Source organism: Streptomyces venezuelae (assembly GCF_008642375.1).
GTDB classification, from domain to species: Bacteria; Actinomycetota; Actinomycetes; order Streptomycetales; family Streptomycetaceae; genus Streptomyces; species Streptomyces venezuelae_G.
Genome location: NZ_CP029194.1, coordinates 1,936,679 through 1,960,583, shown reverse-complemented (window position 1 = coordinate 1,960,583; position 23,905 = coordinate 1,936,679). Strand labels below are relative to the sequence as shown.

Below are 23,905 nucleotides of genomic sequence, written 5' to 3'. Positions count from 1 at the left end.
CGCCGGGGCCACCCTTTGAAGGGTCCCCCTTGTTCAACGCTTCGCTTCACCCGTTTTCCTCTTCCGCTGTCCAGCACCCGCTCGCCGTCTACGGCTGGGACGAGGGCTGGGAGGCCGAGTTCGCCCCGTACACCGCCCAGGGCCTGGTCCCCGGCCGGGTCGTCCGGGTCGATCGCGGTCAGTGTGATGTGGCCACCCCTGACGGCGTCGTTCGTGCCGACACCGCGTTCGTCGTTCCCCATGACCCGATGAAGGTCGTGTGTACAGGGGACTGGGTCGCCGTCGACCCGGAGGGTTGTGATCCGCGGTATGCGCGGACGATCCTGCCTCGGCGGACCGCGTTCGTGCGGTCGACGTCGTCCAAGCGGTCCGAGGGCCAGGTGCTGGCCACTAACATCGACCACATCGTCATCTGTGTGTCGCTCGCGGTCGAACTCGACCTCGGGCGGATCGAACGGTTCCTCGCGCTCGCCATGTCCAGTTCGAGCGGTGAGGCACTGCTGCGTACGTCGGCGGACTCCTGGGAGTCCGGCGCGCAGCCGATCATCGTCCTCAGCAAGGCGGACCTCGTGCCCGACCCGGTCGGTCTTTCCTACCTCGTCGAGGACGTCGAGACCGTCGCCCCCGGTGTCCAGGTCGTGCCCCTCAGCTCGGCCACCGGCGAGGGACTCGACGTGCTCTCCGCGGTGGTCGCGGGCGGCACGACCGTACTCCTCGGCGTCTCCGGCGCCGGGAAGTCCACCCTCGCCAACGCACTCGTCGGCCAGGACGTCATGACCGTCCAGGCCGCCCGCGACGTCGACGGCAAGGGCCGCCACACCACGACCACCCGCAATCTCTTCGTGCTGCCGGGCGGGGGCGTCCTCATCGACACCCCCGGACTGCGCGGCGTCGGGCTCTGGGACGCCGAGGCCGGCGTCGGCCAGGTGTTCTCCGAGATCGAGGAGCTGTCGGCGGAGTGCCGCTTCCCCGACTGCGCCCACGAGGCGGAGCCCGGCTGCGCGGTGCTCGCGGCGATCGACGACGGCACCCTGCCCGTGCGACGCCTGGAGAGCTTCCGCAAGCTCCTGCGCGAGAACCAGCGGCTCGTGGCCAAGACCGACGCCCGCCTGCGCAACGAGATCCGCAAGGACTGGAAGCGCAAGGGGGACGCGGGCCGCGCCGCCGGGGAGTTCAAGCGCAGCGGCCGGCTGCGGTAGTCCGGACGGGCACGGCGACGGTCGTACGGCCCCCGGGGAGCGCTGTGTCCGAAAACCGCGAGCCGGGTGTCGTCGGCCGCCGCACACTGGGAGACGTGAAGGACGACGACACCCGCTACGAGGCGGTCAGCAGCAGGGACGCACGGTTCGACGGAGAGTTCTTCTTCGCCGTCCGCACCACCGGCATCTACTGCCGGCCCAGCTGCCCCGCCGTCACCCCCAAGCGGCAGAACGTCGCCTTCTTCCCCACGGCCGCCGCCGCCCAGGGCCACGGCTTCCGCGCCTGCCGCCGCTGCCGGCCGGACGCCGTGCCCGGCTCCGCCGCGTGGGACGTACGGGCCGATGTCGTCGGCCGTGCCATGCGCATGATCGGCGACGGGGTCGTCGACCGCGAAGGCGTGCCCGGCCTCGCCGGCCGCCTCGGCTACAGCACCCGACAGGTGCAGCGCCAGCTCACCGCCGAGCTCGGCGCCGGACCCGTGGCCCTCGCCCGCGCCCAGCGGGCGCACACCGCGCGGCTGCTGCTCCAGACGACGGGCCTGCCCGTCACCGAGATCGCCTTCGCGGCCGGCTTCGCCAGCGTCCGCCAGTTCAACGAGACCGTCCGCGCCGTCTACGCCCGCACCCCCACCGCCCTGCGCGAGGAGGCGGGCAGCGGCGCCGGAGGCCGTACCGCGCTCGCCGCCGGGGTCCCGCTGCGGCTCGCCCACCGGGGGCCGTACGCCGCCGGGGAGGTCTTCGACCTGCTCGCGGCCGAGGCCGTGCCCCGCGTCGAGGAGGTCGCCGGCGCCCCCGGCAGCCGCACCTACCGGCGCACGCTCCGCCTCCCGTACGGCACCGGGATCGTCTCCGTCGACGAGCGGTCCGCGGGCCGCTGGCTCGACGCCCGCATCCACCTCACGGAGCTGCGCGACCTGACCACCGCCGTGCACCGGCTGCGCCGCCTCTTCGACCTCGACGCCGACCCGTACGCGGTCGCCGAGCGGCTCGGCGCCGACCCCGGGCTCGCCGCCGAGGTGACGGCCCGGCCCGGCGTGCGGTCCCCGGGGACGGCCGAGCCGGAGGAGTTCGCCCTGCGGACGCTCCTCGGGCCCGCGGAGTCGGACCGGCTCGTCGGAGCGCACGGTACGCCCCTGGCCACCGCCTGCGGCGGCCTCACCCACCTCTTCCCGGCCCCGGCCGACCTGACCGGTCACCCCGTCGCGGGGCCGCTGGCCCGGGCGCTCGCCGACGGAGCCGTACGCCTCGACCCGGGCGCCGACCGCGACGAGGCCGAGCGTGCGCTGCTCGCCCTCCAGGGCGTGAGCCCCGAAGCAGCCGCCCTCATCCGGATGCGGGCCCTCGGCGACCCCGACGTCCTCCCCGGGGGTGCCCCGGAGGCGGAGGAGTGGCGCCCCTGGCGCTCCTACGCGGCGCGCTACCTCCGGACCCCTGTTCCGAGCGCCTCCGTTCAGGCCGCCTCCGTCCAGGCCGCCTCCGTTTAGGGTGCCTCTTCAAGGCCCCAGCTGTGGATCCGGCGCGGATGGATCCGGATGACCTCCTCGCTGAAGTGCGGGCCCAGTGCGTGCGGGCCCACGCGGAGCTCCGCCTCGCCGCGGATCTCCACGCCCCGCACCCGCCAGGGGCGGACGCTCGCGAGATCGTCGACGACCAGGGCCACCTTCGGGTTCTGCCGCAGATTGCGCCACTTCTTCGTACGGCCCATGGCCAGACCGCCCACCAGGACGGTGCCGTCTTCCTGCGGGAAGAAGCCCACCGGGTTGACCTGCGGCTGGCCGGACGGGTCGACCGTGGCCATGCGGGCGAGCTTCCGGCCTTCCGTGAGATAGGCGCGCTCCGCCTCGTTGAATCCCTCGAAATCCCTCATGGATCCAGGATCGCCCCGGGACCCGCTCGACGGGTCAGCCCCAGAGCACCGCACCCGCCCACGCCCCCACGATCAGCAGACACGAGAAGAGCTCGACGAGGACGCTCGTACCGGCCGCCCGCATGACCGTCCGGGTCGCCGCCCTGGCCTGGCCGTGGCCGCCGAGGCGGAGCCGTTCCGAGAGGTAGACCCCACCCACGAAGCCGGGGATCGCACCGAGGACGGGGACCAGGACGAAGCCCAGGAGCGCGCCGAGGCCCGCGTACACGATCATCCGCCGGGTGATGCCGACACCCCGGAACCGGCGTGGCGGGAGCTGCCAGACGACCACCTGCGTGAGGAGCAGCAGACCGGTCGAGGAGGCCAGCAGGATCCAGGCGAGGTCCGACCGCTCGTGCAGCGACCACCAGAGCATGGCGGCCCACACCAGCCACGTTCCCGGCACGCCGGGGGTCAGCACCCCGAACAGACCGAGCAGCATCACCGTCGCGACCATCAGGAGCTGCCACACACCCACGCTGCCCAGCGTCCCCCAGAAATCGCGTCCCCGCAGGTCGCGCGACCCGTACGGGGTCCCGAGCGCGCCCCGGGCCCGTGCGGGAAATCCGGTGGATCCGCGGCGGCGGGCGAGGCACAATCCCGAGGAATCGGGGCGAGGGGGAGCTTGTTTGTACGTGTTCACGTGTGCCGGGTGCGGCACGGAGCTGACGGCGCCGGTGTCCCGGGTCGCCCTCCCCGTCCACACCCACTACGGGGCGTGGGAGGAACTCCACCCTCCGCTGATGGAGCCCGCGACATACGCCGTCGAACCCCGGCCCAGCGGACCGCCCTGGCGGTCGTGGGAGGAGACCGGTGAGGACGAGGCCGCCCGTCAGGGCGTGTACGCGCGGGTGTACTCCGTCTCGTTCGGCGCGCGGAACAGGATCGTCATCGCCCCCGGCGACTCCCGGTCCATGGCCCTGATCCCCGAGAAGTGCGCCGGCTACTGCATGGGCGTGGACGGCCGGGACGGCCCCAACCTGGCGTGCGAGGGCTGCGGGCGGGCCGTGGCGACCCGCAGGGACGACTGCGGCATGTGGCAGACGGTGTGGCTGGAGCCCGACGCGGTCGAACGCCGCCCCTCGGGGCTCCCGGCCGGTCCGCCTCCCGACTGGGACGACCTGGAGCGCGCCGAGCACCGCGTCGCGCCCGTCGAGCCCGACGGGTCATGGAGCCGCCGGTGGGAGGCGGCGCTCGGGGTCGCGCTGGCCCACCTCGTGGCCGTCACCGGGAACCGCCCGGTGACTCTCCCCTCCGGCCCGGTCGCCGAGCTGCTCGGCCACGCGGTCGACCGATGCCTGCCCGCGGGGCCGGGGTCCGGGACCGCGGACGGTCCCGAAGCCGGGCTAGGTCCCGAATCCGGGCTCGCGACCTGGTCCGTGGAACTGGCCGGTCCAGGGATCCGTACACCCCGGCCCCGCCCCGACGTCCTCCTCGTCCCCCGCCACCCCCTCACGGGCGACCCCTGGCGCCCGCCGGGCGACGAAGGGGCCGTGGTCCCGCTGGACAGCGGGGTCTGGGCGTACCTCGTCCACCCGGGCGAGACCTCGCCGCTGCCCGCGACCGGGGTGCTCCCGGCGGGAGTCCTGCGCGACGACTACCCCCTGCCGAGGCGGCCTTGGCGCCTGCTGACGGCCGACCGTGCCGCCTTCGAGGGCACCCTGGTGCGGCTGCCCGCCGTACGCCACCCCCGGCTGCGCGGGTTCCGCGACGCCCGGCACACCCCGTAAGGACTCCCCGGCCCTGACCCGGGACACCCCCTAGCCGCGAGCCACCCAGCCCTTCTCGTACGCGTGCCAGCCCAGCTGGAGGCGGGTCGTCACGCCGGTCAGTTCCATCAGGCCCTTGACGCGGCGCTGGACCGTCCGCAGGCCCAGGTCCAGCTGCTTGGCCACGCTCGCGTCCGTCATCCCGGCGAGGAGCAGCGACAGGATCTCCAGGTCCATCACGTCGGGGCCGGGCGCCTCGTCCTCGGTGATCTGGGCGCCCGCCCCGAGCCGCAGCGGCAGGGCCTCCCGCCACACCGACTCGAAGAGGCCCATCAGCGATTCGAGGAGCCCGCTCGCGTGGACGACGATCGCCGCGGGCTCCGCGCCCCGCCCCGTCAGCGGGACCATGGCCAGGGAACGGTCGGCGACCACCAGCTTGGTGGGGACCCGGTCCGCGACCCGGATGCGCTCCTCGCGGCTGAGCGCCGCCGAGAGTTCCAGCAGCCCGGACGGCAGGCCGAGCACCTCGCGCTCGATCACCACCCGGTAGCGCACGCCCCGCCCGGCCGCCTGCTCCTCCGCGTCGTTCTCCATGCCGGTGACCGCGATCGGCTTGCCCGTCACCAGGGCGCAGACCTCCTCCTGTGCGCCCAGCTGGAGCTGGAGGAAGCGGTGGGTGACCGCGCTCGCGCCCGTCACCACCTCCACCAGGTCGTGGACGGCCGCCTCCGCCGCCTCCGCCCGGTACTCCTCGGCCAGCAGCTTCGCCGCCAGCTCCGCCTGCTCCAGCTCGTGGCGCTGCTGCGTCAGCAGGGCGCCCAGGGCCACGCCCGGCGGCGCCGCCACCCAGCGTCCGGTCCTGGCCGAGGACTGCGCGGCGAGCCCCTGGGACTCCAGCCGGCGCAGCGCGCGCTCCGTGTCCTGCTCGGGCAGGGCGAGCCGGTGCGCGAGATCGGTGACCTCGGCCGCGCCCAGCGCGACCAGGGCGCGGTACGCGGACTCCTGGCGCTCGTCGAGCCCTATCGCTCCCAGCATGGTTGCCCCACCCCTCGCCGTACATCCGATGGGCGCCCCGGATCTTCCCGGGACCTTCACCGGAGGCATTCGTTCCGTTGGTGACCTGGCGGGAAACGGCCACGGCGTATTCCCGCCTTGCCCATCATCCCTGTACCGCCCTCACCTCTGCCAATGTGGCGCCACCGCAGCACCAACAGCCTCCGGAGACGGGTGCCTTGTGTGCCTTTTTCCGGAATCAGATGGGGAGAGCGATGCGCCCGATTTCGCGTACGGCCCTGGGGGCGGCGACCGCCGCCGTACTGGCCGTCACCGCGGTCGCGCCGTCCATGGCGAATGAGCCGCAGGACGGCACGGCCGGCAAGCGACCGCTGGTCGGCAGCGAGGCCTCGGCCCGCGCCGGTGACCGGACCGCCACGGTGACCCTGGTCACCGGGGACCACGTCCTGGTCAGCCACGACGCCGACGGGAACCCGGCGGCCACGGCGCTGCCCCGAGAGGACGGCACCGTCCCGCTCGTCCAGACCCGCCGCTCCGGCCAGGACCTGTACGTCTACCCCGAGGGCGCCACCGAAGCGCTCACCGCAGGCCGTGTCGACGAGGAGCTCTTCAACGTCACCGGCCTCATCCGTCAGGGTTACGACGACGCCTCCGCAGCCACCCTGCCCCTCATCGCGGTCTACGCCTCCGACCTCGCACGCTCGGCCCCCGCCGCCCCGCGCGGCGCCGAGCGCGGCCGGATCCTGCGGACCGTCGACGGCGTCGCGCTCAAGGCCGACAAGAAGCAGGCCGCCACCTTCTGGGCCGACGTGAACACCCCGCAGGCGCGCTCCGCCGCCGGCATCGAGAAGCTCTGGCTCGACCGCAAGGTTCAGGCCACCCTGGAGCAGTCGACGAAGCAGGTCCACGCCCCCGAGGCCTGGGCCGCCGGCTACGACGGCACCGGCACCAAGGTCGCCGTCCTCGACACCGGCGCCGACACCGAGCACCCCGACCTCAAGGGACGCGTCACCGCCTCGGAGAACTTCACCGACTCCGAGACGGCCGACGACCGCCAGGGCCACGGCACCCACACCATCTCGACCGTCGGCGGCTCCGGCGCCGCGAGCGACGGCAAGAAGAAGGGCGTCGCCCCCGGCGCGGACCTCCTCAACGGCAAGGTCCTCAACGACTCGGGCTCCGGCGCCGCCTCCTGGATCATCGCCGGCATGGAATGGGCCGTCGCCCAGGGCGCCGACGTCGTCTCCATGAGCCTCGGCAGCTCCGTCCCCACCGACTGCACCGACCCGATGAGCGTCGCCGCAGAGCAACTCGCCCAGAACAAGGGCACGTTGTTCGTCATCGCCGCCGGAAACTCGGGCCCGACCCTCAACACCGTCTCCTCGCCCGGCTGCGCGCCCAGCGTCCTCACCGTCGGCGCCACCGACCGCGACGACTCCACCGCGTACTTCTCCAGCCGCGGCCCGACGACCGTCAACCACACCCTCAAGCCCGAGATGGCCGCGCCCGGCGTCGGCATCTCCGCCGCCGCGGCCGGCGGCCGGGGCGTGTACGCCTACCAGTCCATGTCCGGTACGTCGATGGCCACCCCGCACGTCGCGGGCGCCGCCGCCATCGTCAAGCAGCGTCACCCCGACTGGACCGCCCAGCAGATCAAGGCCGCCCTCGTCTCCTCCGCGGAGAGCGACCTCCCCGGCGACGTCCGCGAGGTCGGCGGCGGCCGCCTCGACGTCAAGGCGGCCATCGACCAGACCGTCCTCGGCGCCCCCGCCGTCCAGGGCGGCACGTTCGACTGGCCGCAGGACAGGACCGACCGCACCACGGTCTCCGTCCCGTACAGCAACACCTCCGGCACCCCCGTCACCCTGAACCTCTCCGTCGAGAAGGTCACCGGCAACGACGGTTCCCGCGTACGGAGTTCGGTCGCCCGCCTCGCCAAGCGCACCGTCACCGTCCCGGCCGGCGCCACCGTCCAGGTCCCGCTGGAGCTCGACCCCGCCGCCCGCCTGGACCGTGCCCAGTACGGCGACGCCACCGGCCGCGTCCTCGCCACCGGCCCCGGCGGCATCCACGTCTCGACCCCCTTCTCGCTCCACGTCGAGCCCGAGACCGTCACCCTCCGCGTCAAGCTGATCGACCGTCAGGGCAAGCCCGCCGACGGCGCGTCCTCCCTCGACGTCATCGGCACCGACGTCGCCAGTGGAGAGCGCCGCTTCAACGAAGGCGCCGCGGACCAGGTCTACCGCCTGCGCCCCGGCAGCTACTTCCTCTCCTCCTTCGTCACCACGCCCGACGCCGGCGAGGGCGCCACGCTGAACGACTCGCTCAGCTACCTCGGCCGCCCGCAGATGGAGCTGAAGAAGGACACCACCGTCGTCCTCGACGCCCGCAAGGCCCACAAGCTGTCGGTCACGACCGACAAGGCCTCCGAACTCCGGGGCGCCACCCTCGCGTTCTCCCGCTCCTGGGACGACTTCTGGCTGCACGCCGGCACCGCCGCCGGACCGCGCACCATCCGCGGCTACTACGCCTCGGTCGAAGGCGCTGCCGACGAGGGCGACTTCGAGTTCGGCAGCTACTGGCGCGCCGCCGCCCCGCAGATCACCTCGCTGCGCACCGCCGACGGCCTGACCCTGCACCCGCTGACCGGCTCCATCGCCTCCGACAACCTCGACGGGACCGGCTCCGCCCGCCTCGTCGACGCCGGAGCCGGCACCCCGGAGGAGCTCAAGGCCGCCGGGGTCCAGGGCCGCATCGCCCTCGTCCGGCTCCCGGACGACTCGACCTCGGCGGGCACCCTCGCCCGTAACGCCAAGGCCGCCGGCGCCGTCGCCGTCATCGCCCACCACTCGGCCTCCGGCCGCTGGTACCCGACCGGTGGCTTCACCGGCCTCGGCCTGCCGGTCCTCTCCGTCCCGTCCACCGAGGCGACCGCGCTCCTGGGCAAGCTGGCGGCCGGCGAGGTCACCCTCGCCTGGCAGGCCACCGCGAAGAGCCCGTACGCCTACAACCTCGCGTTCCCCGAGACCGGCGCGATCCGCGACGACAAGGACTACCGGGTCCGGGACCGCGAGCTCGGCCGCACGGACTCCACCTACGGCTCGGCGGGCATCGCCACCGACTTCATTGACTTCCCGGCGGCGCGCCGCCCGGACGGCGTTCGCGTCGGCTTCGGCTCGCTGGAGACGGTCCCGGCGCCCGGCGCCCGCACCGAGTACTACTCGGCCGGCGACACGAGCTGGGAGCCGATGGTCGGCAGCAGCTTCCCCTTCGGGGAGATCATGGTCGGCACTCCGCACACCTACACCCCCGGCGAGAAGCGCACCGAGAACTGGTACGACGGGGTCATCGCCCCCACCGCCCCGCGCGACGCGGCCGGCGAACCGGTGCTCGTCGCCGAGCGCCAGGGCAACCTGCTCGGCTTCGCCAACGCCATGTGGGGCGACGGCACCCACCACGCCGTGCCCGGCTCCTTCGGAGACATCGGCAACGTCAGCCTCAGCCGCGACGGTGAGGTCCTCGGCACGAGCAGCTGGCCGTTCGGAGTGTTCGAGGTACCCGCGGAAGCCGGGACGTACACGCTCGAACAGAACACCATGAAGATCGGCAGCAAGGTGTGGGCCCGCTCCACCTCCGTCAAATCGGTGTGGAAATTCACCTCCAAGCTTGACGAGAGCGTCTATTCTCAGGGCATCCCGATTCTCTTCCCCCGGTACAACCTTCCGGAGGACGGACTCAAGACCCTCGCCGCGACCGACGGCCAGCAGATCGGCCTCACCGCGACGGGTCACGCGGGCTACACCCCCGCAGCGCTCACCTCGGCCAAGCTCTCGTACTCCTACGACGGGGGCACGACCTGGACGGAAGCGCGGGTCTCTCAGCAGGGCGGTCAGTGGACCGCGACCGTGAACCACGCGGGCGCGTCCGGTGAGCCTGTCACCCTGAGGACCGAACTGACGGACGCCAACGGCAACTCCGTCACCCAGACCGTGGTCCGCGCTTACGACGTGCGCTGATCACGACGGTCCGCCGGGCGTCCTTCCCGTGGGGGGTGGGGCCGCCCGGCGGACCACTCTTTTCGCGTCACTCATTCGCAGCAACGGTTTTCCTGATGTCCGTTTTCGGGCGCCGTGCGCGGTGGACAATAAGGGCATGACTCAGCAGGGGGACAACTGGTGGGACAAGCTCTACGACGAGTCGGCGCCGGACACGGCCCCGACGGTCCCGGGTGAATCGCTCGACGACCACTTCGCCACGGCGCCCCGCGCCACCACGGGCCCGCCGGGCCGGAGCCCGGCCCTTGAGCCGGAGCCGGAGCCGGATCCTCGGGCCGTCCTCCCCGACAGGGCGCCGGCGCCCTGGGAGGCCCCCGAGCAGGGGCCGCGCTCCTTCCCCGGGCCGCCGCCCCCGGCCGCCCCGCCGACCGAGACGCCCACCGTCCAGGTGGCGGTGCCGGAGCCCCAGGCCGACGCCGAGGCCGGTCCGGAGAACGACCCGGAGACCGGTTCGGAGAACGACCCGGAGACCGGTCCGTACGCCGATCTCACCGTCCAGGTGCCCGTGCCACGCCCCCGGGCCGCCGGGTTCGTCGGCAGCAGACCGCCGACGTACGAGGCCGAGCCCACCGCCCTCCCCGTCGCCCGCCCCGGCGAGCTCGCCGAACTGGTCGCCGACACCGTCCTCGACGGCGCCCGCTACGGCACCTGCACCCTGCGGGCCGCCTCCGTCCGCGGCGACTCCGCCCGCTACCGCGGCGAACCCCGCCGCGACGCCCTGCTCACCGCCCGCTTCGGCCACGACGAGGCCGCGCTCGTCCTCGTCGCCGTCGCCGCCGGCTCCCGCGCCGCCGAGGACGCCCACCTCGCCGCCGCCGACGCCTGCCGGTGGATCGCCGAGGCCGTCGGCCGCAGCCACGCCCGGCTCTCGGAGGACATCAGGAGCGGCCGCCGCGGAGACCTCAAGTCCGGACTGCACCGGCTCACCGACCGTACGTACGGCAAGCTGCGCGCCCGCGCCGCCGACCGGGGCCTCGCCCCCGACGAGTACACCGCGACCCTCCGCTGCCTCCTCGTCCCCGCCGACCCCGAGTGCCGCACGCGCGTCTTCTTCGGGATCGGCGGCGGCGGCCTCTTCCGGCTCCGCGAGGGCTCCTGGCAGGACATCGAACCGCTCCTGCCCGAGCCCGCGGCCGTCACCGGCGCCCCCGTCGTCGGCTTCGGCTCACCGCCCTCGCCGAAGGACGCGGCCGAGACCGAGGAAGGGGACCGGCTCACCATGAACCTCGGCGTCACGACCCCGCCGGGCCCGCTCGTCGAGGAGCCCGTCCCGCCGCCCGCCGAACCGTTCCGCTTCCGGGCCTCCGTCGCCCGCCCCGGGGACACCCTGCTCCTCGCCTCACCCGGACTCGCCGAGCCGATGCGCGGCGAACCCGCCCTCGCCCGCGAACTCGCCACCCGCTGGGCCGACCAGGAGCCTCCCGGTCTCGCCGCCTTCCTCGCCGACACCCAGCTGAGGGTGACGGGTTACGCCGACGACCGTACGGGGGTGGCCGTCTGGGAGGCGTAACGCGCCGGGCCGTGTGTTGATGGAGCCATGGCCAAACAGAACGTCGCAGAACAGTTCGTCGACATCCTCGTGCGCGCGGGCGTGAAGCGTCTGTACGGCGTCGTCGGCGACAGCCTGAACCCGGTCGTCGACGCCATCCGCCGCACCCCCGCGCTCGACTGGATCCAGGTGCGGCACGAGGAGACGGCCGCCTTCGCCGCCGGTGCCGAGGCCCAGATCACCGGCAGCCTCGCCGCCTGCGCGGGCTCCTGCGGCCCCGGCAATCTGCACCTGATCAACGGCCTGTACGACGCCCACCGTTCCATGGCCCCGGTCCTGGCCCTCGCCTCGCACATCCCGTCCAGTGAGATCGGCCTCGGCTACTTCCAGGAGACCCACCCCGACCAGCTCTTCCGCGAGTGCAGCCACTACAGCGAGCTCATCTCCAACCCGAAGCAGATGCCCCGGCTGCTCCAGACGGCGATCCAGCACGCCGTCGGCCGCAGCGGCGTCAGCGTCGTCTCGCTGCCCGGCGACATCGCCTCCCTGCCCGCCCCCGACAAGGCCGTGGAGACCGCGCTCGTCACCTCCCGCCCCACCGTCAGGCCGGGCGACGACGAGATCGACGCGCTCGTCCGGATGATCGACGCGGCCGACCGGGTGACACTCTTCTGCGGCAGCGGCACGGCGGGCGCGCACGCCGAGGTGATGCAGTTCGCCGAGCGGATCAAGGCACCCGTCGGCCACGCCCTGCGCGGAAAAGAATGGATTCAGTACGACAATCCCTTCGACGTCGGCATGAGCGGGCTGCTCGGCTACGGCGCCGCCTACGAGGCCACCCACGAGTGCGACCTGCTGATCCTGCTCGGCACGGACTTCCCGTACAACGCCTTCCTGCCCGACGACGTGAAGATCGTCCAGGTGGACGTCCGGCCCGAGCACCTGGGCCGGCGCTCCCGGCTCGACCTCGCGATCTGGGGGGACGTCCGGGAGACCCTGCGCTGTGTCGTCCCGCGCGTCCGGGCCAAGACCGACCGTCGCTTCCTCGACAAGATGCTCAAGAAGCACGCCGACGCACTCGAAGGCGTCGTGAAGGCGTACACCCGCAAGGTCGAGAAGCACGTCCCGATCCACCCCGAGTACGTCGCCTCCGTCATCGACGAACTGGCCGACGGGGACGCCGTGTTCACGGTCGACACCGGCATGTGCAACGTCTGGGCGGCCCGTTACCTCTCGCCCAACGGACGGCGCAGGATCATCGGCTCGTTCAGCCACGGCTCGATGGCGAACGCGCTCCCGCAGGCCATCGGCGCGCAGTTCACCGACCGGAACCGGCAGGTCGTGTCGCTCTCCGGCGACGGCGGATTCTCCATGCTCATGGGCGACTTCCTCACCCTCGTCCAGTACGACCTCCCGGTGAAGGTCGTCGTCTTCAACAACTCCTCGCTCGGCATGGTCGAGTTGGAGATGCTGGTCGCCGGACTGCCCTCGTACGGGACGACGAACAAGAACCCGGACTTCGCGGCCATCGCGCGCGCCGCCGGGGCCTACGGCGTCCGCGTCGAGAAGCCCAAACAGCTCACGAGCGCGCTCAAGGACGCCTTCAAGCACCGGGGCCCGGCTCTCGTGGACGTCGTCACCGACCCCAACGCCCTCTCCATCCCGCCCAAGATCAGCAGCGAGATGGTCACCGGCTTCGCCCTCTCCGCCAGCAAGATCGTCCTGGACGGCGGCGTGGGCCGCATGCTCCAGATGGCCCGCTCCAACCTGCGCAACGTCCCCCGTCCCTGAGTCCCCCGGCTCCGAGGGAATGCGGGCGGCCTCGTGGGGCATGCATCCCCGTGAGCCTGTTCGACGACGTGTGGGTGGGGGATATGGCCGGGGAGGCACGACAGCCGACTCAACTGCTCAGGAAGGTGGGATGCGCGGATCTCACCGCGGTGCCGGAGGTGCGACACGCGTTACGGAAGATGCTGCGGAAGTGGGGCGGGCCGGGCGCCTCCGACGTGGCCGAACTGCTCACCAGCGAGCTGGTGACCAATGCCCTGGTCCACACCGAGCACGGGGCCGTCGTGACCGCGACGGTCGTCCCCGAGCAGCTGAGGGTCGAGGTCCGCGACTTCGTCCCGGGACTCGACCGGCCGCACGCACCGCCCGCCGACGACGGTACGCACGGCAGGGGACTCGTCCTCGTCCAGGCCCTGGCCGACTCCTGGGGGGTCGAGGAGCACGGGGTCGGCAAGGTGGTCTGGTTCGAACTGAACGGCGGGGCCGCCTGAAAGGCGACCCCGCCGGATTCCTTGTGTTTCCCGTGGTTCAGCCGAACTGCTGCTCCAGGTCCTTGAGCTTGCGCTCCAGGGAGTCGAGCCGGGGCAGCGTCTGGGTGTCGTCCTCGGCGGTGAGGTCCACCGTCCGGGAGTCTCCCGCGCGGGGCTCAGCGCCCCTTACGGCTTGCAGGGAGGGCCGGGGTCGAAGCGGCAGTTGTCCCGGATCCGCTATGGCGGGCTCCGCGACGGCGGCCTGCACGGCCGCCGTCGCGGAGCCGGAGCCCGCACCCGATCCGGAACCCGGGCCGTGGCCCGTACCGGCGCTCCCCGCGGCGCCCAGTGCCGCCATCTCGACCTGGCGGGCGTCGCCGCCGCGGCCGAGCCCGAAGGCCCGGTGCTGGCGGTTGATGGCCTTGAGGCGTGCCCGGTCGAGCTTGACCTGGTCGCGCCGGCGGATCCGGTTCTGCTCCTTCTCCCGCCGGTCCTCGCGGACCTCGTCGACCGCCTCGTCCAGCGTCCGTACGTTCTCCAGGAGCATCAGCGACCAGGCCGCGAAGGTCTCCCGGGGCGCGCGCAGCCAGCGGACGATCCGGATCTGCGGCAGCGGGCGGGGCACCAGGCCCTGCTCGCGGAGCGCGGCCCGGCGGGTCTGCTTCAGCGCGCGGTCGAAGAGGACCGCCGCCGAGAGGGACATGCCCGCGAAGAACTGCGGTGCCCCGTCGTGGCCGAGCCCGCGCGGGGCGTGCACCCAGTTGAACCAGGCGGCCGCGCCGGCGAAAAGCCAGACGAGGAGCCGCGAGCCGAGCGCCGCGTCGCCGTGGCTGGCCTCGCGGACGGCGAGGACCGAGCAGAACATGGCGGCGCCGTCGAGGCCGAAGGGGACGAGGTACTCCCAGCCCCCGGAGAGGCTGAGGTTCTGCCGGCCGAAGCCGACGAGTCCGTGGAAGGAGAGCGCCGCGGCGACCGCGGCGCAGCAGAAGAGCAGGACGTAGGAAGCCGTTCCGTACACCGCCTCCTTGCGTCTGCGGCGCTCCTCGCTGCGCTCCCAGGAGTCCTCGGCCGCGGCCTGGTCACCGGCGCGCTTCCCGCGCGCGAGCACCGCCACCGCCGTCAGGACCCCGGCCACCATCACGCCGCCCGGAAGCAGCCAGTCCAGCGATATGTCGGTCAGTCTCATGCGGTGTCCCTTGCATCGCAGTAGGGCGTTTGGCGGCCCATACTGGCCGACCTCGTGCGGCGCTCAAGCGGTTTCGGGGCAAGAGCACGCCATCGGGGTCCCAGGGCATACGAATAGGTGCGATCTGCTCGAACGCCCGTGCAGGGAGAGGGGGTTGAGTTCGATTCACGCCACCCTTCCGGGTGGCGTAATCACTCGGGAGCCTCAGGCGGTCGCGGCCAGACGACGGACACGCTCGGTGTCGCACGTGCGCGGGCAGGTGAGGCAGGTGTCCTCGGGGCGCAGCGTGTAGAAGAAGCAGCAGGTCGCCCGGTCGCGGGTCGCGCGCGGGGTGCCGTCCGGGCCCTCGGAGCCGGTGAGCTCGCGGAAGCCCGCCGAGCCGGCGTACGGCTTGTGCTGCTTGCGTGTGACGGTGGTGCCCGGCAGGAGCAGGTCGAGCTCGGCCATCGCCCGCTCCTCCTCGCCGAGCAGGGCGCCGATGTACCAGAGGCCCTCGACGATCTCGTCCGTGGCCATCCCCCACAGGGCCCGGCGGCCGCGCTTCATCCGGGGGCCGAAGCCGCCGAGGACCGCCTCGAAGTGCTCGGCGAGCGAGGCGCGCACCTCGGTCCGCAGTGCCTCCTCGTCGGGGACGACCCGGGCGCCGGGCAGGGCGGCCGCGGGGTCGCCGGGCAGGCAGGCGAACTCCTCGACGCGGACGGACATGCGGCCGAGCGCGCGCTGGAACGAGACGTTCGCGGCGGGCAGCCGGGGCACCCGTCGGTCCAGGAACCAGGGGACGGTGACGAGGAGGCAGGCGGGCCAGGCGTACCGGTGCAGTCCGAAGCTCGCGACGACGTCGGGGCGGGCCTGGGTGCCGTAGTCGCGCAGCACCTGGGCGTTGTCCCAGGCGAGGAAGGCGTCGAGGGCGGATCCGCCGGCCGCGAGCTCGTCGGCCCCGACCCAGCCCGCGCCGCGCGGCAGCCGTTCGTCCACGGCCGCTTCCTCTATCCGCAGGCCGGAGAAGACCTCCGCGAGCCGGGCGTACGAGGCCGCGACGGGGGAGGTGAGGGGTGCGGACAGCAAGGCGGGGACGGTCATGCGGACCACCGAATCGCGATCGTTAGCAGGTTAGCCTTACCTTACCCGAATCTCGATCGCCTCTCACCACCGCACGGGACGCAGCTCCCGCGGGTCCGACGGATCGGCCCCCGGTGCCCCATATGTCGGCCCGTTCGCCTATGGTGCACAGGGGACCCGGGTATCGCGAGCCGGGCCCGGCACGAGGCCGCAGGAGGACCCGGGTGGAGCAGGGCGCAGCGCGCGAGCGGGCGACGGAGGGGCCGTACCCGCCCTTCGGCGACGCCGTGCGCGTACCGGAACAGGCCCGCGGCGAGCATACGCACGGCGAGCAGGCGGCACCGCGCCGTGAGGCCGCCCCGGCTCCGGCACCGGGCCGTGAGGCCGCCCCGGCCCCGGCCGCGCGTCGTGAGGCCGCCCCCGCCCCGCGTGTCGTCCAGCGGCACTCCGTCCGCGACCAGATCCTCCAAGCCCTCCGGACCGCCCTCGTCGGTGGCGAGCTCGTCCCCGGCGAGGTGTACTCCGGCCCCGCCCTCGCCGAGCGCTTCGGCGTCTCGGCCACCCCCGTCCGCGAGGCCATGCAGCGCCTCGCCGTCGAAGGGGCCGTCGAGGTCGTCCCGAACCGCGGCTTCCGCGTCACCGAGCGCACCCCGCGCGAGCTCGCCGAACTCGCCGAGGTCCGCGCGCTCATCGAGGTCCCCGTCATGCTGCGGCTCGCCCGCACGGTCCCGGCCGCCCGCTGGACCGAGCTCCGCCCGCTCGCCGAGGCGACCGCCACGGCAGCCGCCCGCGGCGACCGCGCCCACTACGCCGAGACGGACCGCGCCTTCCACCGGGCGGTCCTCTCCCTCGCCGGGAACGCCTCGCTGCTCGCCGTCGCCGACGACCTCCACCGGCGCTCCCAGTGGCCGCTGATCAGCGCGCCCGCCTTCCGCCACGGCGAGCTCGTCGCCGACGCCGCCGAGCACACGGCCCTGCTCGACGCCCTGATCGCCGAGGACCTCACGGTCGTCGAAGCCCTCGTCCGCGAGCACTTCGCCGGGTCGAACGCCTGAGATCCACCCCGCGAAGGGGGTGTGAAGGAGCCGTCGAGCGGTCCGTCCGGTCCCTTCCTCCCGCGTGTGCAGCCCCGTTCCCGGCGTCGAAAGGGCGGAGCGCGCCGCCAGGATCCGGCTCGACCGGATCGGCACCGTCGCGGCGGCCGGCGACTCCGGCCACCGGCCCGCTCCGAGGAACCCGCGGAAGCTACGGAGACCGTCCCCGCGACGGGGCGGTCCCCGGGGCCTTCGCGCACTAAAGTCAGGGGCGACAGCCGCCCGTACCGCGTCGCCCGTGAGGTGTCCCATGCCGTCCGCGAGCTCACCCCCGGCATGGGAGGGACGCCGAGCCGTCTCCGGTACGGAAGCCGAGGCCGCGGCCCTGCTCGGCTGGCTCACCGACCCGGAGGCGCCCCGGCTCTGCCTCGTCACCGGCGCCCCCGGCAGCGGCAAGACGGCCCTCCTCGACTGGCTCGCCGCACACGGCCCGCGCGCCGGCGGCCGGCGCCGCCGCACGCCCCGGGTGCTCGTCCCGCTCGCCGGGCAGAGCGCGCTCGGCGCGACCTGGACGATCGCCGACCTGCTCGGTGTGGTCGCCAGGTCCCCGGACGAACTCGTCCACGCCCTCGCCACCAGCGAGGCGCGTCCCTCGGGCCGGGCCGTCCTCCTTCTCACGGACCTCCACGCCGCCGCCGAACCCGCCGCGCTCACCGAGCTCATCGGCGAACTCGCCGGAGTGGGCCGGGTCCGGCTCGTCGTCGAGGCCCGGACCGGCAGCCCGGCCCCCGATACCCTGCGCTCCGCGCGCCGGGCGACGGTCGTCGACCTGGACGGCGAGCCCGCCCCCGACCGCAGCGCCCCCGCGGAGCGCCCGCGCCCGCTGCCGGACCTCTCCGATCCGCTCGCCGTGTGCGCCGCCGACCCGCTGCTCGTCACCACGGCGTACGTCACCGGAACCGGTGAAGGCTCCGGCGAGACCGGAGTTGACGATCACGGCGGGCTCAGGACCGCCTGGCTGCGCGCCGGGCAGTCGCTCTGCCGCGCACAGGACCCGGCGGAACGCGCGCTGGTGCTCCTCGCCGCGCTCGGCGACGGCGCCGACCCCAGGCTCCGGCCCGCGCTGGCCGGGCTCGCCGAAGGCGCCGCCTGGGGGCTCCGCTGGGCCCGCAACCGCGGCGACCTCGCACCGGCCTGGCCGGGACCCGTCGCCGTGCTCGGCGCCGCCGGCGGCCCCTTGGAGGGCACGCTGCTCGTCGGCGACCGCACCGGCACCGTCCGCCTCCTCCACGAGGCCGACGCGAGCTCCGCCGGGCGCCTCCCGCACACCGTCCCCGGCCGGGTCACGGCGCTCGCGCCCGCCCCCGACGGCACGGTGCTGCTCCTGGACGACCGGGGCAGGCTGCACTCCGTCCGGGGGACGGTGCCCAGGGCCCCGTACCTGGAGCGGCTCACCGAGGCCGTCTCGAAGACCCTGGCCCGCCACCCCGGCACGGCCCTCGCGGCGATCGCGGGCTCGGTCGTGGTGGGGGACCGGCTCGGCTCCGTGCACGCCTTCGGCCTCACGGGCCTGCACCAGGCGGCCTCGCACAGCGGCCGCGTCACGGCGGTCGCCGCCGTCGACTCCGAGACCCCGTTCGTGTGCTCCGGCGGCGCCGACGGGACCGTACGGCTCTGGACACCGGGCCGCGATCCGCTCCCCGAACCGCTGGCGGAGCGCCGCTCACCGGTGGTCTCCCTGCACGCGACCGAGACGCCGCACGGCCCCCTGGTCGCCGCGGCCTGGGCCGACGGCCTCGTCGAACTCCACCGCCCGGAAGGCGGCGCGACGCTCTCCTTCCGCCCGGGACCGCCGGTCCGCGCGGTCGCGGTCACCGGGGCGGGAGCGCTGCTCGTCGGCACGGACGAGAGCCTGGTCTGCCTCGTACCGCGCTCCCACAGCGGAGGGTGACCTCGGAGGGGTCGCGGCGGTTGAGCGGGTGACTATGCCGCTGACATGTGGGAGGGCGACCGTGACGGTTGACAGTGACACCAGGGACAGCAGGGACAGCAAGGCCGGATTGGGTGGAGGGGCCGACCTCGCCGTGCACGACGACTGGTTCCCCAGCGGGTGGACGCGCGTACTGCCGAGGCACCAGGCCCTCCTGATGTGCCTGCTCCTGAGCACGGCCGCGTCGCGGCCGGTGACCGGGACGCTCGACGAGGTCGTGCAGGAGGTGTTCGGCGACTCGCTGGGCGACTTCCTGCGGGAACTGGGAGAGGACCTGGACTCGCCCGTGCTCTGGCTCCAGCCCGACGACCTCGCCTGGGCGAAGGGCGCGGGGGAGGAGGACCGGGTCCGCGCGGAGGCGGAGGCACGGAGGGAGGCCTGCGAAGGCGCCCTGCGCGCAGGCGGATTCCCCGTCCCGACGACGATGCGCGAGCTCGTCGGCACCATGCTCGCGCTGGGCATCGCCCACACGGCCGAGGGCCGATGGACCATGCCGGAGCGGCTGCCGCTCCCCGAGAAGGTCCTCCGACTCCCGCAGGACCTGAGGGAGATCTTCCGGAAGCTGCGGCACAGCGAGGCCGTCGCGCCCTGGAAGCAGGCCCTGATCCGGTACCTCGACGAGGGCCTCGGCCGCCCCGGGGACATCTTCACCACACCGGGCCGGCTGGCCGAGGCCGTACGCCTGAGCACCGGCGAACTCCGCGCCGCGCTCGACTACTTGGCGGACGACGGGCATCTCCGCCTCTACCGGGGAATCCCCCGCGTCCCGGTCGCCTCGGCGCGGGACCTCCAGGACCACCAGCGCTTCCACCTCGTACCGGACTGGGAACGGTACGACGAGGACCACATGTTCGTCGTACGTCACGACGACACGGAGGACCAGGGCCCACGTCCGTGAACGAATAATCGGTTGCCGTCGGCGATGCCGGTGGTTCCAATGACCGGCATGAGCACTGAGGTGAACACGCCGACATCGCCGTCCGGAGCGGAGGGCGCGGAGAAGGCGCCTGTACGGCTGGGGGCTCTCGTCCCGCTGACGCGGCCCGGCTGGGTCGGAGCGGGGCGGCATCTGCTCGCGGGACTCGAGCTGGCCGTCCAGGAGGTCAACGGCACCGGCGGGATCGGCGGCAGGCCGCTGGAGCTGGTGGTCCGGGACACCGCGGCCGATCCGGAGCGGGCCGCCGCGGCCGTGGACGAACTGGCCGGTCTCGGGGTGGCCGCCGTGGTGGGCGAGTACCACAGCGTCGTCGCCCGCGCGGTCGCCGCCCGGGCCGACGCCCTCGGGGTGCCGTACCTCTGCTCGTCGGCCGTGCTCGACGTGCTCACCGATGAGCCGACGGAGTGGGTCGCGCGGCTGGCTCCGGCCCAGTCCCACGGCTGGCGGACGTACGCGGACTTCCTCCTGGGCGCGGGCCGGCGGCGGATCGCCGTGGTGACCCAGCCGAGCGTCTACTGGGCGACCGGGACCCGTCTCCTGCGGGACCACGTCGCTCCCCGCGGCGGCACCGTCGTCGAGCTCGACGCGAACGGGCTCACCCCCGAGGCCCTGTGCGACGCCCTCGTCGGCCACGGCACGACGGCGCTCCTTCTGCTCGTCGGCCATCCGGAGCCCGCGGTGCCGATCGTCAGGGCCGTCCGGAGCGACCCGCGGCTCGCGGAGCTCCTCGTCGGCGCTCCGGCCGGACAGCCGGAGTTCGCGGAATGGGCCGGACTGCTGGGCCGGGACGGCGCCGGGATCCCGTTCCTGCGCTACCTGCCCGATCGCCCCGGCCCGCTCGGCGAACGCGTGGGGAAGGAGCTCCGCGAGCGGCTGGGCGAAGCGCCCTCCTTCGTCGCCTTCGAGGGCTGGGACACCGTCACCGTCCTCGCCGAGGTGCTCCGCGGCCACGGCACGGACCGGTCGGCCGTTGCCGGCGCATGGCCGCACGTGGCGGTCGAGGGCACCCGGGGACCGATCCGCTTCTCCCGCACACCGGGCATCGGCGTGTGGCAGTGGACGTGGCCCCCCGTCCAGGTGGCCGACCGGGACCCGGCGGAACCCGATCGCTTCCGCGTCCTCCACACCGGCTGAGCGCGCGGAGATCGAGCCGGCCGGCCGAAACGGCGATGTGCCCCCGGCCCCGGGGGCATGGAGGGCACATCGCATCAGAGCTGGCGGAGCGTCACCTTGGTGTTCCTGCCGACGATTTCACGTCACCGTACGCGGTGTCAGCTGAGCCGACAGCCAGGTCGGTACGCCGCCGAGGAGGCGGAAGAGACGTCGGGCCTCCGCGCGCAGCCGGCCCGCCTCCGGTTCGGTCTCCGTGTCGGCGAGGGCGGTGAGGGCCGGGGCCGTACCGACCAGGTAGCCCAACTCCTCGCGGATCCGGAGGGATTCGGCGAATCCGTGCCGGGCCTCCGCCAACTCGCCCTCTCTCAGGGCGAGTCCGGCGAGATGACGCCAGGTGGAGGAGAGCAGTAACGAGTCCCCCTGGTCCTCCGCCCCCGCGTGCGCCCTGCGGTACGCGGCGCGGGCCGCCTGCGGGGAGTCGCCGAGGTTCTGGGCGATGAGACCGCGCCGGAAGTCCAGCAGGGGCCGCCCCCCGGCCGAGGGGCCGATGAGGGCAGCCGCCCGGCCCAGTGCCATCCGGGCCTCGTCGGCCCGGTCGCGTACCCCGAGGAGCGTGGACGCGTAGGCGAGATAGCCGCGTTCACAGGCCGCGGCCCCACGCTCCTCGTCGGTACGGGCGACCGCCTCGGCCGCCCGGAGGGCCTCCTCGGCGTCGGCCCAGCCCTGTTCGGTGTAGAGGCAGCGCTCGATCAGCAGGGCCGCCCGTTCGAGCGCGGCGGCCGGTTCGGTCGCGTACGGAGCGAGCAGTGCTGCCGCGTCCGTCCAGCAACCTCGGGAGCGGAGCCGCCATATGGCGGTCTCCACGGGAGTCTCCTTGCCGTAGGCGAGGGACGGATCTTCGCCACCCCTTGATTCGGAACCAGACATGGCGGTATCCGCCACATTGCCCTCCCCGAGCGCGCCATTGAGCTGTTGAGTAGACCCGCATCTCAGCACGAAGGGCAGCACCTGGCCAAGGGGTCAGGTGAAAGAATTCACAAGAGTCCGGCGCATGCGGACGTCGCCGCCCGGGCAGTGGCCGACAGCCCGTCAGATCGCCGTCGGGCCCGGGATCAGGCCTCCGCGCGGCCCGCCGGCCACCCCGGCCGACGGGCTGCCACCAGCCCCGATGTCACTCCCCTGGACTCCACCGAAAGAGTGAACAGGCGACGTCGAACACTCCTGGATCAGCTCATCCGGAGCGCGAGGAAGAAGTCGAGCTTGTCCTCCAGGCGGGAGAGGTCGCGGCCCGTGAGCTGCTCGATCCGGCCCACCCGGTAGCGCAGCGTGTTCACGTGCAGGTGCAGCCGAGTGGCGCAGCGCGTCCAGGAGCCGTCGCAGTCGAGGAACGCCTCCAGGGTCGGGATGAGCTCCGCGCGGTGGCGCCGGTCGTAGTCGCGCAGCGGGTCGAGCAGCCGGGCCGTGAAGGCGCGGCGGACGTCGTCCGGGACGAACGGCAGCAGCAGGACGTGCGAGGCCAGCTCGTGGTGGCCAGCGGCGCAGACCCGGCCCGGACGGGCCGCGGCGACCCGGCGGGCGTGCCTGGCCTCCTCCAGGGCCCCGCGCAGGCCCTCCGCGGAGTGCACGGCCGCGCTGACGCCGAGCGTGAGCCGCCCGTCGTCCGCGAGGCCGGCGGCGAGCGGAGCGCGTACGGCGGCGAGCAGGGCGTCAGCGTGGAGCCCGAGCGCGGTCGCCGGACCTTCGTCCTCGCTGTCCGGCAGCGGCGCGGCGGCCAGCGGGACCAGCGCGATCGCCTCGTCGCCGCTGTGTGCGACGGCGATCCGGTCCGCGGACTCGGCCCCGACGGTCGCCGGGTCGACGAGGATCTCCTCCAGGAGCGCCTGGGCGACCGGACCGCCGTCCACGGGGGTGCCCTGACCGGCCTCCTGCTCCCAGTCGACACGGGCCACGACGACCTGCCAGTGCGGGGCCGAGCCGAGCCCGGGCAGCAGCACCGGGGCCGCGACCCGCAGGCGGGCCGCGATCTCGGCGGGCGCGGCGCCCGTCTGCACCAGCTCCAGGACCTCCTGGGCGAGCCGGCGGCGTACCGTACGGGCCGCGTCGCGCCGGTCCCGCTCGACGGCGATCAGCTGCGTGACGCCCTGGAGCAGGTCCAGGCGGGCCGCGGGCCAGTCGCCGGCGTCCGCCTCGACGGCGAGCAGCCAGTCCGACAGGACCGTCTCGCGCACGTCCCTGGAGGCGGGGGCGGGGCCCCGCCCGGTGTTGCGGATCGGGAACAGCGAGTACGTGGCTCCGGCGACGCTCAGCCGGTGCGGGCCGCGCCGCCCGGTCCGGGTCGCCGCCAGGTGCTCGCCCGCCAGGGTCGCCGCGAGGCCGCTGTCGAGGGGCTCGCCGGCGCCCGCGATCTGGCGGCCGGTGGGGGAGAGGACCCAGGCCCGCAGGTCCAGGTCGGAGCCGAGCAGGTCGAGGACGACCTCGGGGCCGCCGCCCGCGGGGCCGGAGGTCATCAGCCGCCGGTGCCGGTCCACGACGGCGGCCAGGTCGCCCGCCCGCTCGCCGGAGACCTGTCGAACAACGTGCTCGGTGATCGTCGCGAACGCAACGGACTCGTTCACCGCGAAGAGCGGCAGCCGATGGCGTGAACACGCCTGTACGAGATCGTCGGGGATGTCGCCGAGCTCCGCCTCGCCCGCCGCGAGGGCGGCCACCCCGGCCGAGGCCAGGATGCGGACGAAGGGCTCCGCGTCGGTCGGGTCCGTCCGCCAGGCGAGGCCGGTGAGCACCAGCTCGCCGCCGGAAAGGTACCGGCTGGGATCCTTGAGGTCCGTCGTCATCACGCCGCGGACCGTGCGGTCCAGCTCGTCCTCGCCGCCGAGCAGGCGCAGCCCCAGCGCGTCGTTCTCCAGCAGTGCGCGCAGCCGCATCGTGTCGCCGCCGTTCCTTCGAGTGGGTGATC

Annotated in this window: 18 protein-coding genes; 11 read left to right on the top strand and 7 right to left on the bottom strand. The window is 73.9% G+C overall.

Features of this window, described 5'->3' with window-relative positions; all coding sequences use genetic code 11:
* The first annotated feature begins 29 nt into the window (after positions 1-29).
* Together rsgA and DEJ46_RS08685 are read left to right on the top strand one after the other, a co-directional pair.
* Positions 30-1,199, top strand: coding sequence for a ribosome small subunit-dependent GTPase A (gene rsgA, locus DEJ46_RS08690; RefSeq protein ID WP_150264969.1), 1,170 nt, complete (start codon positions 30-32; stop codon positions 1,197-1,199).
* 44 nt (positions 1,200-1,243) lie between these two features.
* Positions 1,244-2,683, top strand: coding sequence for a DNA-3-methyladenine glycosylase 2 family protein (locus DEJ46_RS08685; protein WP_317852173.1), 1,440 nt, complete (start codon positions 1,244-1,246; stop codon positions 2,681-2,683).
* Here DEJ46_RS08685 and DEJ46_RS08680 read toward each other — a convergent pair.
* Complete coding sequence (locus DEJ46_RS08680; protein WP_150264967.1) at positions 2,680-3,066, bottom strand: PPOX class F420-dependent oxidoreductase; 387 nt, start codon at positions 3,064-3,066, stop codon at positions 2,680-2,682. The two genes, DEJ46_RS08685 and DEJ46_RS08680, sit on opposite strands and share 4 nt — an antisense overlap.
* Before the next feature lie 34 nt (positions 3,067-3,100).
* Positions 3,101-3,583: a DUF456 domain-containing protein gene (locus tag DEJ46_RS08675; RefSeq protein WP_150264966.1), complete on the bottom strand. Its 483-nt coding sequence runs from the start codon at positions 3,581-3,583 to the stop codon at positions 3,101-3,103.
* A gap of 151 nt (positions 3,584-3,734) precedes the next feature.
* Here DEJ46_RS08675 and DEJ46_RS08670 point away from each other — a divergent pair, with 151 nt between their 5' ends.
* Positions 3,735-4,835: a hypothetical protein gene (locus tag DEJ46_RS08670; RefSeq protein WP_150264965.1), complete on the top strand. Its 1,101-nt coding sequence runs from the start codon at positions 3,735-3,737 to the stop codon at positions 4,833-4,835.
* 30 nt (positions 4,836-4,865) lie between these two features.
* Here the strand turns inward: DEJ46_RS08670 and DEJ46_RS08665 are convergent, their stop codons facing one another.
* The gene (locus tag DEJ46_RS08665) at positions 4,866-5,849 is read right to left on the bottom strand and encodes a helix-turn-helix transcriptional regulator (protein WP_150264964.1); all 984 of its coding nucleotides are present in this window, start codon (positions 5,847-5,849) and stop codon (positions 4,866-4,868) included.
* Between the two features lie 233 nt (positions 5,850-6,082).
* Here DEJ46_RS08665 and DEJ46_RS08660 point away from each other — a divergent pair, with 233 nt between their 5' ends.
* The 4 genes from DEJ46_RS08660 (at position 6,083) to DEJ46_RS08645 (ending at position 13,651) form a co-directional block, all read left to right on the top strand.
* Entirely contained in the window at positions 6,083-9,844 is a 3,762-nt protein-coding gene (locus DEJ46_RS08660) for a S8 family peptidase (protein WP_150264963.1), read from the top strand.
* Between the two features lie 136 nt (positions 9,845-9,980).
* Positions 9,981-11,393: a protein phosphatase 2C domain-containing protein gene (locus DEJ46_RS08655; RefSeq protein WP_150264962.1), complete on the top strand. Its 1,413-nt coding sequence runs from the start codon at positions 9,981-9,983 to the stop codon at positions 11,391-11,393.
* A 27-nt stretch (positions 11,394-11,420) separates the two neighbouring features.
* Positions 11,421-13,163 (top strand): pyruvate dehydrogenase, encoded by a 1,743-nt coding sequence (locus DEJ46_RS08650; RefSeq protein WP_150264961.1) that lies wholly within the window; start codon positions 11,421-11,423, stop codon positions 13,161-13,163.
* Positions 13,164-13,246: 83 nt separating this feature from the next.
* Positions 13,247-13,651 (top strand): ATP-binding protein, encoded by a 405-nt coding sequence (locus DEJ46_RS08645; RefSeq protein WP_150274242.1) that lies wholly within the window; start codon positions 13,247-13,249, stop codon positions 13,649-13,651.
* A gap of 37 nt (positions 13,652-13,688) precedes the next feature.
* On the opposite strand, the gene DEJ46_RS08640 is transcribed toward DEJ46_RS08645, so the two are convergent.
* Positions 13,689-14,816 carry a DUF2637 domain-containing protein gene (locus tag DEJ46_RS08640; protein ID WP_150264960.1) on the bottom strand — a complete coding sequence of 376 codons (1,128 nt, stop codon included), beginning with the start codon at positions 14,814-14,816 and terminating at the stop codon, positions 13,689-13,691.
* Between the two features lie 204 nt (positions 14,817-15,020).
* On the bottom strand, positions 15,021-15,896 hold the full coding sequence (locus tag DEJ46_RS08635) for a (2Fe-2S)-binding protein (RefSeq protein WP_150264959.1): 876 nt from the start codon (positions 15,894-15,896) through the stop codon (positions 15,021-15,023).
* A gap of 203 nt (positions 15,897-16,099) precedes the next feature.
* Here DEJ46_RS08635 and DEJ46_RS08630 point away from each other — a divergent pair, with 203 nt between their 5' ends.
* The 4 genes from DEJ46_RS08630 (at position 16,100) to DEJ46_RS08615 (ending at position 20,970) form a co-directional block, all read left to right on the top strand.
* Entirely contained in the window at positions 16,100-16,930 is an 831-nt protein-coding gene (locus DEJ46_RS08630; RefSeq protein WP_223834569.1) for a GntR family transcriptional regulator, read from the top strand.
* Between the two features lie 289 nt (positions 16,931-17,219).
* Complete coding sequence (locus tag DEJ46_RS08625) at positions 17,220-18,860, top strand: WD40 repeat domain-containing protein (protein WP_150264957.1); 1,641 nt, start codon at positions 17,220-17,222, stop codon at positions 18,858-18,860.
* Positions 18,861-18,921: 61 nt separating this feature from the next.
* A complete protein-coding gene (locus tag DEJ46_RS08620; protein WP_150264956.1) occupies positions 18,922-19,797 on the top strand; it encodes a DUF6042 family protein in 876 nt (291 codons plus the stop codon).
* Between the two features lie 60 nt (positions 19,798-19,857).
* Positions 19,858-20,970, top strand: a complete 1,113-nt coding sequence (locus DEJ46_RS08615) for an ABC transporter substrate-binding protein (RefSeq protein ID WP_150274240.1) — start codon at positions 19,858-19,860, stop codon at positions 20,968-20,970.
* Positions 20,971-21,087: 117 nt separating this feature from the next.
* Here the strand turns inward: DEJ46_RS08615 and DEJ46_RS08610 are convergent, their stop codons facing one another.
* Together DEJ46_RS08610 and DEJ46_RS08605 are read right to left on the bottom strand one after the other, a co-directional pair.
* Complete coding sequence (locus tag DEJ46_RS08610; RefSeq protein ID WP_150264955.1) at positions 21,088-21,876, bottom strand: hypothetical protein; 789 nt, start codon at positions 21,874-21,876, stop codon at positions 21,088-21,090.
* A 299-nt stretch (positions 21,877-22,175) separates the two neighbouring features.
* Positions 22,176-23,873: a PucR family transcriptional regulator gene (locus DEJ46_RS08605; RefSeq protein WP_150264954.1), complete on the bottom strand. Its 1,698-nt coding sequence runs from the start codon at positions 23,871-23,873 to the stop codon at positions 22,176-22,178.
* Between the last annotated feature and the right edge of the window lie 32 nt (positions 23,874-23,905).